Genomic DNA, 11,045 nt, shown 5'->3' with positions numbered 1-11,045 from the left:
TTATATATAATAATTAGAGTGGAACCGTGGAATTTACTTCCGCCTCTAAGAAATAGAGGCGGAAGTTTTTGTTTTTTGTATATAAGTCTTCAAATTTAAAGGAGGTGTACTTATGAATTCAATACAATATTTCAACACTGTAGCTAAAAAATGGAATGTAATACGAAGTGAATACTTTGAGGAACGACTAAAATACAAAGTTTTATCAAAAGTAAATATAAAGGATAAGGTAGTTGCTGATTTAGGCTGCGGAACCGGCTTTATTTCATTAGCTCTTGCTGATGACTCAAATATAGTATTTTCAGTTGACAATTCAAGAAATATGCTCAAAGAATTAAAAGAAGAAGCATTAAAGAGAAATTTGAAAAATATCTACCCTCTGAACTCCTCTCTTGATAACCTTACTTTATTTGATGAATCATTAGATGCCGTATTTATAAACATGGCACTTCATCATATTAAAGATGCTAAGAAAGCTATAAATGAAATGTACAGAGTACTGAAAAAATCAGGCAAATTAGTAATATCAGATGTAACTGAACATAACGGAGAATGGGCAAGAGAAGAAATGTTTGACGAATGGTTGGGTTTTTCAAATGATACCATTTATGCATGGCTTAAAGAGGCAAAGTTCACTGATATCAATATAGAAAATACGGACTTAAGATGCAAGGGATATTCCAGTAAGGGCGAATACACGGAAACAGGTATATTCATAGCGGCGGCAACAAAATAAATATAATATGAGGAGGAAAAAATGAAAATAAAATCGTTATTGATTCATGGAGGAAAAGATGGGGATGAATTCACAGGTGCTGTAAACATACCTATTTATCAGACATCTACCTTTAAGCAACCCGAATTTGGCATAAATAAAGGTTATGAATATTCAAGGACGGGAAACCCCACAAGAGAATCGTTAGAAAAACTTATTTCCGACCTTGAAGAGGGATATGCAGGCTTTGCATTCGCCTCAGGAATGGCAGCAATTACAGCAGTACTTTCCCTATTCAAGTCAGGGAATCAGATTATAATATCAAATAACGTATATGGCGGAACTTTCAGAGTTCTTAACCAAATATTTAATAATTTTAATATAGGATATAAAATAGTTGATACGTCAAATCTTAACGAAGTAGAAAAAAACATCGATAAAAATGTGAAAGCTATATATATCGAAACTCCTACGAATCCTCTTATGGATATTACTGATATTGAGGAGGCAGCAAAGATAGCAAGAAAACATAAAATTCTCACTATAGTTGATAATACTTTCATGACTCCATATTTGCAAAGGCCTATTCCATTAGGCGCCGATATAGTAATCCATAGTGCCACAAAATATCTTGGAGGTCATAGCGATCTGGTGGCAGGACTTGCAGTGGTAAATACTGAAGATCTGGCAGAAAAATTACATTTTATACAAAATTCCACTGGAGGAATTCTCGGTCCCTTTGATTCATTTTTACTTATAAGAGGAATAAAAACTCTTTCAGTAAGAATGGACAGACACGATGAAAATGCAAGATCAATCGCACAATTTTTAAAGGGCAGACCTGAAATAGAAAAAATATACTATCCGGGATTTAAAGAACATCCGGGACATGATATACAAAAGAAGCAAGCCGATGGCTACGGAGCAATGATCTCCTTCGTTCTCAGAAGGGAATATAACTATAAAAAGTTTTTCAAAAATCTTTCTCTTATAACCTTTGGCGAAAGTCTCGGAGGAGTAGAATCTCTTGTATGCCATCCTGCATCTATGACTCATGCTGCTATTCCCTATGAGATAAGACAAAAAGTCGGTATAACGGATAATTTAATAAGATTATCCGTGGGAATCGAAGATAAAGAAGATTTGATCAATGACCTGAAAGAAAGCTTGGAATCAAGCAAGGAGGTATAAATAATGCCGTCATATTATAACGATATAAAAGAATTGGTTGGAAAAACACCGATACTCAAATTAAATAATATTTCTGTCAAGGAAGGAGTAAATATCTTCGCTAAACTTGAAATATTCAATCCGGGAGGAAGCGTAAAGGATAGAATCGGCATATATATGATTAAAAAAGCTGAAGAAAAGGGGATTTTAAAAAAGGGTTCCACTATTATAGAACCAACTGCCGGAAATACGGGATTAGGCATAGCCTTGGCCGCAATAAATAAAGGATACAAAGTAATATTTACGGTCCCAGAAAAATTTTCCATAGAAAAACAATTGCTTATGAAAGCCTTTGGGGCGGAAATAGTAAATACTCCTGAGAAACAAGGAATGAAAGGAGCTATAGAAAAAGCTGAAGAATTATTAAGTACCATCAATAATTCCGTTTCTTTAAACCAATTTGAAAACCCTGCAAATCCGTTGGCTCATTATGAAACTACGGGACCGGAAATATATGAAGCATTGGATGGCAAAATAGATTATCTAATAGCAGGAGCAGGAAGCGGAGGCACTTTCACCGGCATAGTCAAATATCTCAAGGAAAAAAATCCAAATATAAAGGGAATAATTGCAGATCCGGAAGGCTCCATAATAGGTGGGGGTACCAAAGGAAGTTATAAAATTGAAGGTATAGGCAACGATTTTATTCCGGACACCCTTGATATGACTTTAGTAAACAGTTTTATAAAGGTTAATGACAATGAAGCCTTTGACATGGTAAAGGAATTGGCAAAAAAAGAAGGATTAATCGTGGGATCGTCTTCGGGAGCTGCCGTAAGTGCGGCATTAAAATTGGCTTCAACTATAAACAAAGGGAATATAGTGGTCGTATTGCCCGATAGAGGAGACAGATATTTTAGCAAAAATATATATTGATTATTTTAAAATTGTATTTTATGTGATAATATTTCAGATATACAAGTTATTCTTAGAAAGTCAGGAGGAGAATAAATGCGTAAAAATTTAATTAGGGATATAAATTTGGCACCATCGGGACATAAAAAAATAGATTGGGTAAAAGGCTATATGCCGGTATTATCATTTATTGAAAAAAAATTTACGGAAGAACAGCCACTTAAAGGGAAAAAAATAACCATGTCCATACATCTGGAAGCAAAAACAGCCTATCTGGCTAAAGTCCTTAAAGCGGGAGGAGCGGATGTAACGGTAACAGGAAGTAATCCCCTTTCTACTCAGGATGACGTGGCTTCGGCATTAGCTGAGGACGGCCTGAAAGTATATGCTTGGTATAACTCCACTTCTGAAGAATATAATAATCATCTAAATTCCGCGTTAGATATCGAACCAAATATAATACTTGATGACGGAGGAGATTTGGTTAATTTACTCCATACAACAAGACAGGAACTTATTAAAAATATCATCGGAGGTTCGGAAGAAACTACTACAGGTGTATTAAGGCTTAAAGCAAGAGAAAGAGAAGGCAAATTAAAATTCCCCATGATTTCTGCTAATGGCGCTTATTGTAAATATCTCTTTGACAACCGATATGGTACAGGTCAGTCCGTCTGGGACGGAATAATGAGAACGACAAATCTTATAGTTGCAGGTAAAAATGTAGTGGTAATAGGATACGGATGGTGCGGCAAAGGCGTTGCCATGAGAGCTAAGGGCCTCGGCGCCAAAGTCATAATCTGTGAAATCAATCCTATTAAAGCTATAGAAGCTCATATGGACGGCTTTAAAGTAATGCCTTCCTTAGAAGCTGCAAAAATAGGAGATATTTTTATAACTGTAACGGGTGATATGAAAGTTCTTTCAAAGGAGCATTATAAGTTGATGAAAAATGGTGCTATTATGGCCAATGCCGGACATTTTGACTGTGAAGTCTGGAAACCGGATCTTGAAGAAATGAGCATAGAAAAGCGGGAAATGAGAAAAAATATTACAGGATATGTAATGCCGGACAAAAAAATATTAAACCTTCTTGCTGAAGGAAGATTAGTTAATCTCGCTGCAGGAGACGGCCATCCGGCAGAAATAATGGATATGAGTTTTTCCATTCAAGCTCTGTCCATAAAATATTTAATAAATAATGCAGGAAAATTGGAAAACAAAGTATATGATGTTCCGGATGAAATAGATAAAGAAGTAGCAACAACAAAATTAAAATCAATGGGAATAGAAATTGACCGTCTTACAGAAGAACAAGAAAAATATTTAAAAAGCTGGTAAAAGAGGTCGCCTCAGAATAGAAAGCAAAATTCTATGAGGGGCTTCTTTTTTTTACTTCTAATTATTCTTCATTGATTAATTTTCCGTCCTCAATCCTTACTATTCTGTCTGACATTTGGGCTAACCTTTCATCATGGGTTATCATTACTAAGGTTTGGTGATATTTTTTTATGGATTGCTTTAAAAGATTCAACACTTCCAAACTCGTTTTTGAATCAAGGTTCCCTGTAGGTTCATCTGCAAGAACTATGGAAGGTCTCGTAGCTAAAGCTCTTGCTATCGCAACTCTTTGTTGCTGTCCTCCTGATAATTCATTAGGGAAAGCATCCTTTTTCCCGATAATATTTAAAGTTCTCATAATTTCTTTTATAAACTCTTCGTCTACAACTTTTAAATCAAACTCTATAGGTAAGATTATATTTTCCCATACATTCAACACAGGAATCAGGTTATAGGATTGAAAAACAAATCCTATCTTTCTCCTTCTAAATATGGTTAAACTCTCATTATCCATAGAATATATATCCTTCCCATCTATAAACACCCTTCCAGACGTAAGCCTGTCCAATCCTCCCATCATATGAAGAAGAGTCGTCTTGCCGGAACCTGAAGAACCTACTATTGCAACAAATTCTCCTTCTTCTACAGATAGGTCTACTCCGTCCAATGCTTTTACTAAACTTTCGCCCTTCCCATAATACTTTTTCAAAGATTTTGTTTCTAATATCTTCATTTAGCTTCACCTTTCCCTTATAATTATCATCCGTCCCTAAACCCAATTATCGAATAAGCCTCTGAATATCCCAAGCTGCACAATAATATAATAGCTGTGGTATTGATTATATCATATGGAATTTACAGTTTTGCAGTGATAATTAAAGTAAAAACTTATAAAACCATTAATATTGTAAATTCACTGCCTTGTCCTTCTTTTGAAAAAGCCGTTATACTTCCGCCCTGTTCTTCCAGTATTTTTCTTGTAAGATACAATCCCACGCCCGATCCTTGAGTTTTTCTAACCCTCTCCGAATTTCCTCTGTAGAATCTGTCAAAAATCTTTCTTATATCCTTAGATGGAATACCTATGCCGTTATCGTCTATATCTATCTTTATGTAACTCTCCAATTTCTCTATAGAAATATCTATTTCTCCATTTTCATCAGTGTATTTCACAGCATTTTCGAGAACATTAAATATAGCCTCTTTTGTCCATTTGGCATCATGGCAAATATAAATATCCTGCAAATTGTTCATTTTTATATCTATGCCTTTTTCCGAGGCTTTTAAATAAATGCCATTAACTGCTTCGATTATTGTAGATTTAATATTATCCTTTTTCTTTTTTAACTGAATCAATCCTGTTTCCATCATTGAAATCTTAGTTAAAGAATTCAGAAGCCATTCAAGTTTATCTTCCTCATTTTTTATCCTGTTTAAAAACTCTTCTTCCTCTTCTTTACTAATCCCATTCTCAAGTAATAACGAATTGAACACTTTTATAGATGACAGAGGCGTCCTTAGTTGATGAGAAATATCGGTTACCAGTGATTTGACATTTTCTTTTTCATCGTTTATCTCATTTAAATTTATCTGCAATCTCCTTGACATCTGAAAAAATTGAAATTCTATCCTTGACAGTATCCCCTCTTCGTTGGTATCCGAAACAGCAGAAAAATCTCCATCCATTATCCTGTCTATCTCAAAGGATATTTTGTCGAGTTCGCCTATTATACGTTTCAATACATATATGAATGATGAAATACTTATAACTATCATTAAAACCACAATAATTATACTTTTAACCATGAATCCGTAAACCGCGGAAATTTTTACTCCATTATCCCCTAATTCTTCTATAAAAAAGTAATTATTAAAGATCATTGCAATTCCAAAGGCAATAATTGTTACCGTAAAAACAATGAATATTTTTTTTACAATCGGATCTTTTCTTAATATCATCATTCTTTAAAACACTCCTCCGCCCAAATGTAACCCAATCCTCGTACTGTTTTTATATATTGTGGTTCAGAAGGATTTTGCTCAATTTTTTCTCTGAGCCTTCTAATATTTGTAGGAAGAGTGCTTTCATTTAAAAAATTCCCATCCCCATCCCATATTTCATTGAAAAACTGTTCTTTTATAATTACCTGATGAGGATGATCTATGAAGCATTTAAATAGTTTAAGTTCTGTTTTCGTTAAAAACACCTCTTCCCCATCTACAAAAATTTTCATATTCCCAGGATAATATATAATATCCTTACATCGAATTTTCTCTGCTCCCCTTTTTTCTCTTCTCCTTAATACGGCATTGATCTTTGATATAAGGACCATCAAACTGAAAGGCTTGGTAACGTAGTCATCTGCCCCCAAATCATATCCTTTAACTATGTCCACTTCTTGGACACAAGCTGTAAGAAATATGATCAAAACATCCCTTATTTTTTTGACGTCCTTACAAAACTGAAAACCATCTCCATCAGGTAAACCAATATCCAATAATATAAGATCTATTGAATTTTCATTAAAAATTTTTTTGCCTTCTTCTATTGATTTAGCGGAAAAAACATTAAACTTTTCCTTTTTTAACTTAAAACTAATCCCTCGGTTTAGGGAATCATCATCTTCAACTAATAATATATTTATTAAATTGTTCATAATTTCACCCTTTCCCCGTTTCTTAATCCATCATCTTTATTAAAAAACCATTTAAACTATTTATAAGATAGAATTTTATATTTAAAAATATTATTTTTTCAAATTTTCTCCCAATACGGAGTCAATAACCATATTAGGTATTCCTATAGGTTCAACTATTATTTCTCCGGCAAGCTCTTCCATACCCATCAATCCCCTTTTCAGTAACTGAAAGGTAATAGTTTTAGAAGCCTTCACACAAATTCCTAAAATTTTACCTGTATTTCCGTCTAAGCCTGAAGGTATATCTATTGATATAACATACTTTTCACTTTTATTTATAGATAAAATAACGTCTTTAAAAATGCCTTCAACATTTCTTGTAAGTCCCGTTCCAAATATGGAATCAATAATTATATCTGAATCGATTATGGAATCTTTAAATAAAGATAATTCCTCATCACTATTGATATGAACAATATCTCCATTAATGTTTTTGATTATATTATAATTAACAGAAAAATCATTGCTTCCCCTATCCATATTACCAAGTATAAAAAATCGAGCCTTTTTCCCCTGTACCATTAGGTGTCTTCCTAATGCCAATCCGTCCCCACCATTATTTCCAACTCCACATACAATGACAAAAGTGTTATATTTATTCATTTCTATATTCTTCAATACCTTCAATGCTGCATTCTCCATGAGAACTATTCCCGGAATGCCTAAATTTTTAATACAATATTTATCAATTAATTTCATCTCTTCTCCGGAAACTGATATCATAACTAATCCCTCCTTGTAATTATATTCTGACTATATTATATACTATAAAAACATAAAATTAAAAAAGCCTTTTTTAAACTCATTACAGGAAATTTTGATTTCCATATGGGCCATAAAAACCCCTGCCCTATTTTATTAAATAATGATATAATAAGAAATATTAAAATATTGATTAATAAAAGGGTGGTAAATATATGAAATCCATTGATTTAAGAAGCGATACCGTAACCATGCCCACAGACGAAATGAGAAGAGCAATGGCCAATGCCTTAGTTGGAGACGATGTTTACGGAGATGATCCAACAGTAAATAAACTTGAAAAAATAGCTGCTGAAAAGGTAGGAAAAGAAGCCGCTTTATTCGTTCCAAGCGGAACCTTTGGTAATCAGCTTTCCCTTTTGACGCATACAAGAAGAGGTCAGGAAGTCATAATCGGAAAGGAAAACCATATAGTAGTTCATGAGGTCGGAGCATCAGCCGTAATAGCTGGAGTACAACTCAGAACTCTTAATACAACAAATGGAACTATGTCTCCTGAAGATGTCGAAAAAGCAATAAGAAAAGATGATATACATCAGCCTGAAACAGGGCTTATTTGCATAGAAAATGCTCATGGATGTGGAGCGGTAATCAAAATTGATAATCTCAAAGAAATAAAGAAAATAGCTGAAAAGTATTCTTTACCTGTTCATATGGATGGAGCAAGAATATTTAATGCAGCTATATCATTAGGAGTAGACGCAAGGGATATAGCAAAATACTGTGACACGGTTATGTTTTGCCTTTCAAAGGGTTTAGCAGCACCTATAGGTTCAATGGTTGCAGGAAGTAAAAAATTTATAGATAAAGCAAGAAAAAACAGAAAACTTATGGGAGGAGGAATGAGACAAGCCGGAATAATTGCTGCAGCCGGTATAATTGCCCTTGAAAAGATGACTTTAAGACTTGAAGAAGACCATAAAAATGCAAAATATTTTGCTTCGGAATTATCTAAAATTCCCGGAATAAATGTAAGGTTTGATAAAAATGATATAAATATGATTTTCTTTGAAATGAAGGATAATATAATCCCGGAAAAAACTTTTATAAATAAGCTGTATGAGAAAAATATCAAAATCAATAAAGCTGAAGATGGAGAATACAGATTCGTAACTCACGCAGGAATTACAAAAGAAGATATAGGTTTTGTTATTAATTCCATAAAAGAACTAGCCCACTTAACGGGAAATTTATATTAAGGAAATCTTGATTTCCCTATGGATTATAAGAAAAGCTTCTATCGAAACATTATAAGGTAGCCTTTCTTGAAACTCATTTACGGAAAGTTCTTTTTTAATCAATATTTATTCGTTATACTTCCGTTGAAGTATAAGCTTTCCTATGGATTACAAAATAAAAATCCTTCGATATAATTCGAAGGATTTTTATATCCCGCGGTGCCGTACTCCCAGCTAATTCACGCCCGCCTTTTAAAAGGTGGGTATCTGTCAGCAGCTTCTAACTTCCACTCAGAGGAGGCATGTTATAGACTGTTGAACTAAAGACTCCCATATGTCTTATGTCGGTTGAATTATATAGGCTTACGTACATCGCAGAAACGTTTCTATTTATATTATAACCTCTTTTTTATTATACTGCAAGTAATAAGTGTTGGAATAAATATACTTTTGCGGTTAAATAAAATATTAATCTTGTAAAATAATCTCATTTATCTCTTTTTCTTCTAACATTTCCTTTTCTAATAATTCAGCAGCAAGTTTTTGTAATCTATCTATATTTTTTGTCACTATATCCATCGTTTCTTCATAAAAGCCATCTATTAGCTTTCCCGCTCTTTTGACCAATTCATCGTTATTACCAATTTTATTTTCCAAAAGCACCTCATAATTTATAAGCCCTGCTTCTTCATCCATTCCAAAACTTCCAACCATGGATAAAGTCATTTCCGTAGCTTTTTTTAGATCATTAGAAGCACCTGTAGTAATATTTTCTTTTCCAAATATTATTTCCTCCGCTGCTCTTCCTCCGAGGGCAATCATTATGTTATCTACAATGTCCTTCTTTCTTTGATACATTCTGTTTGGAGGAATATTCATACTGAATCCGCCCATGCCCTTTGTGCTCGGAATGATACTTACCTTTGTAACTCTGTTCAGTGTTGAAACCATTTTTGTAACTAGGGCATGTCCTGCTTCATGATAAGCCGTAATTTCTTTATCTTTGGCTGATATACAGCTTCTATCCTTTTTCTCTTCTCCTACAAGGACTGTATAATAAGCTCTGTTTATATGGTTCATAGTAATAAAATCTTCATTTTCTCTCGCCGCCATCATCGCCGATTCATTCATGAGATTCTCCAATTTGGCTCCGCTAAAATATACGGTTTCTTGAGCAACTTTCTTCAAGTCTACGTCCGGAGCTAAAGGCTTCTTTTCTCCATGGAGTTTTAATATTCGATATCTGGCATTTATATCAGGGAGTCCTACCTCTATTTGTCTATCAAATCTTCCCGGTCTTAGAAGGGCTTCATCAAGGGTATCAATTCTATTTGTTGCAGCAACAACTATGATCCCCTCATTTTCTCTAAATCCCGACATCTCAGTTAAAAGAGCATTAAGGGTCCTATCGCTTTCCTCGCTTCCGCCTCCCACATTTCCTCTTCTTTTCTTCCCAAGAGCATCTATTTCATCGATGAATACAACACTTTTTCCTTTTTGTTTTGCTTTTGAAAAAAGGCTTCTTATCCTGCTGGCCCCCAGGCCTGCATAAACCTGTATAAAATCCGAACCCGATACTGCAAAAAACGGTACTTTTGCTTCCCCTGCCAAAGCCTTAGCCAATAACGTCTTGCCCGTTCCCGGAGGTCCATACAGGAGAACCCCTCTTGGCATTCTTGCTCCATATCTTCCGTACTTTTCAGGGTTTTTAAGAAAATCTACCAGCTCATTTAACGATTCTTTTGCTTCTTCATTCCCTGCTACATCAGCAAATGTTACTACATTTGAGTTATTCTCTATATCTTCCATGTCCGACATTATTTCAATTTCCTTTTGAGCCTGCTTTGATGCATTATTATTCATAAAATAGGCAGCTACCCCTACCGCACCAATAACCAAAAAGAAGAAAACGCTTTGCAATGTCACCAAACTACCGTTAGTCTCAATTACCTTGATATTATTTTTTAAAAGATATTCTTTAAAGTTTTCAGTTCTTGGATTATCAGTTATAAAATACTCTCCGTTTTTTAATTTGCCTGTAATTCTGGGTTCATCGCTTAAGTCAACTCTTTCAACCATATTCTTGTTTACATATTCTAAGAAAATTTTATAAGATGTCTCTTTGTACTGATTTTCTTTATTTATATATACAAATATGCCTGAAATCAGAGCCATAGAAATTATGACAATCATTAGAACTTTTACCTTCTTGTCCAATTTCATCATATATTCCTCCTACATCTATATAATATAAGTAAATATAAA

The 11,045-nt window shown here is 34.0% G+C and carries 10 protein-coding genes and 1 other RNA gene; 5 read left to right on the top strand and 6 right to left on the bottom strand.

Features of this window, described 5'->3' with window-relative positions:
* The first annotated feature begins 112 nt into the window (after nt 1–112).
* The 4 genes from PP176A_RS11075 to PP176A_RS11060 all read left to right on the top strand — a co-directional run bounded on the left by PP176A_RS11075 (nt 113) and on the right by PP176A_RS11060 (nt 4,141).
* Nucleotides 113–736 carry a class I SAM-dependent methyltransferase gene (locus PP176A_RS11075; RefSeq protein WP_071140536.1) on the top strand — a complete coding sequence of 208 codons (624 nt, stop codon included), beginning with the start codon at nt 113–115 and terminating at the stop codon, nt 734–736.
* 21 nt (nt 737–757) lie between these two features.
* Nucleotides 758–1,906, top strand: a complete 1,149-nt coding sequence (locus PP176A_RS11070; protein ID WP_071140535.1) for a bifunctional cystathionine gamma-lyase/homocysteine desulfhydrase — start codon at nt 758–760, stop codon at nt 1,904–1,906.
* 3 nt (nt 1,907–1,909) lie between these two features.
* Nucleotides 1,910–2,821, top strand: a complete 912-nt coding sequence (cysK, locus tag PP176A_RS11065) for a cysteine synthase A (protein ID WP_071140534.1) — start codon at nt 1,910–1,912, stop codon at nt 2,819–2,821.
* 75 nt (nt 2,822–2,896) lie between these two features.
* Entirely contained in the window at nt 2,897–4,141 is a 1,245-nt protein-coding gene (locus PP176A_RS11060; RefSeq protein ID WP_071140533.1) for an adenosylhomocysteinase, read from the top strand.
* 61 nt (nt 4,142–4,202) lie between these two features.
* Here PP176A_RS11060 and PP176A_RS11055 read toward each other — a convergent pair whose 3' ends face one another.
* The 4 genes from PP176A_RS11055 to PP176A_RS11040 all read right to left on the bottom strand — a co-directional run bounded on the left by PP176A_RS11055 (nt 4,203) and on the right by PP176A_RS11040 (nt 7,563).
* On the bottom strand, nt 4,203–4,874 hold the full coding sequence (locus tag PP176A_RS11055; RefSeq protein ID WP_071140532.1) for an ABC transporter ATP-binding protein: 672 nt from the start codon (nt 4,872–4,874) through the stop codon (nt 4,203–4,205).
* A 155-nt stretch (nt 4,875–5,029) separates the two neighbouring features.
* Nucleotides 5,030–6,103: a sensor histidine kinase gene (locus PP176A_RS11050; RefSeq protein WP_234958912.1), complete on the bottom strand. Its 1,074-nt coding sequence runs from the start codon at nt 6,101–6,103 to the stop codon at nt 5,030–5,032.
* The gene (locus PP176A_RS11045) at nt 6,100–6,798 is read right to left on the bottom strand and encodes a response regulator transcription factor (protein WP_071140531.1); all 699 of its coding nucleotides are present in this window, start codon (nt 6,796–6,798) and stop codon (nt 6,100–6,102) included. Before PP176A_RS11045 ends, PP176A_RS11050 begins: the two co-directional genes overlap by 4 nt.
* A gap of 90 nt (nt 6,799–6,888) precedes the next feature.
* Nucleotides 6,889–7,563: an NAD(P)H-hydrate epimerase gene (locus tag PP176A_RS11040; RefSeq protein WP_071140530.1), complete on the bottom strand. Its 675-nt coding sequence runs from the start codon at nt 7,561–7,563 to the stop codon at nt 6,889–6,891.
* Nucleotides 7,564–7,757: 194 nt separating this feature from the next.
* On the opposite strand from PP176A_RS11040, the gene ltaE reads away from it, so the two are divergent.
* Complete coding sequence (gene ltaE, locus PP176A_RS11035; RefSeq protein ID WP_071140529.1) at nt 7,758–8,801, top strand: low-specificity L-threonine aldolase; 1,044 nt, start codon at nt 7,758–7,760, stop codon at nt 8,799–8,801.
* Nucleotides 8,802–8,987: 186 nt separating this feature from the next.
* Here the strand turns inward: ltaE and ssrS are convergent.
* A non-coding RNA gene (gene ssrS, locus PP176A_RS11030) (6S RNA) lies at nt 8,988–9,164 on the bottom strand.
* A gap of 84 nt (nt 9,165–9,248) precedes the next feature.
* Complete coding sequence (gene ftsH / locus PP176A_RS11025) at nt 9,249–11,003, bottom strand: ATP-dependent zinc metalloprotease FtsH (RefSeq protein ID WP_114219307.1); 1,755 nt, start codon at nt 11,001–11,003, stop codon at nt 9,249–9,251.
* Between the last annotated feature and the right edge of the window lie 42 nt (nt 11,004–11,045).

It is taken from the genome of Sporanaerobacter sp. PP17-6a, from assembly GCF_900095615.1.
Lineage (GTDB): Bacteria > Bacillota > Clostridia > Tissierellales > Acidilutibacteraceae > Acidilutibacter > Acidilutibacter cellobiosedens.
Note: the sequence above shows the minus strand (reverse complement) of the source record. Positions and strands in the feature narration are given on the sequence as shown.

Bases quoted from the DNA above. Each gene is read 5' to 3' on its own strand.
- PP176A_RS11060 (WP_071140533.1), top strand. From the start codon at position 2,897: ATGCGTAAAAATTTAATTAGGGATATAAATTTGGCACCATCGGGACAT.
- PP176A_RS11075 (WP_071140536.1), top strand. From the start codon at position 113: ATGAATTCAATACAATATTTCAACACTGTAGCTAAAAAATGGAATGTA.
- ftsH (WP_114219307.1), bottom strand. From the start codon at position 11,003: ATGAAATTGGACAAGAAGGTAAAAGTTCTAATGATTGTCATAATTTCT.
- PP176A_RS11070 (WP_071140535.1), top strand. From the start codon at position 758: ATGAAAATAAAATCGTTATTGATTCATGGAGGAAAAGATGGGGATGAA.
- PP176A_RS11055 (WP_071140532.1), bottom strand. From the start codon at position 4,874: ATGAAGATATTAGAAACAAAATCTTTGAAAAAGTATTATGGGAAGGGC.
- PP176A_RS11045 (WP_071140531.1), bottom strand. From the start codon at position 6,798: ATGAACAATTTAATAAATATATTATTAGTTGAAGATGATGATTCCCTA.
- cysK (WP_071140534.1), top strand. From the start codon at position 1,910: ATGCCGTCATATTATAACGATATAAAAGAATTGGTTGGAAAAACACCG.
- ltaE (WP_071140529.1), top strand. From the start codon at position 7,758: ATGAAATCCATTGATTTAAGAAGCGATACCGTAACCATGCCCACAGAC.
- PP176A_RS11050 (WP_234958912.1), bottom strand. From the start codon at position 6,103: ATGATGATATTAAGAAAAGATCCGATTGTAAAAAAAATATTCATTGTT.
- PP176A_RS11040 (WP_071140530.1), bottom strand. From the start codon at position 7,563: ATGATATCAGTTTCCGGAGAAGAGATGAAATTAATTGATAAATATTGT.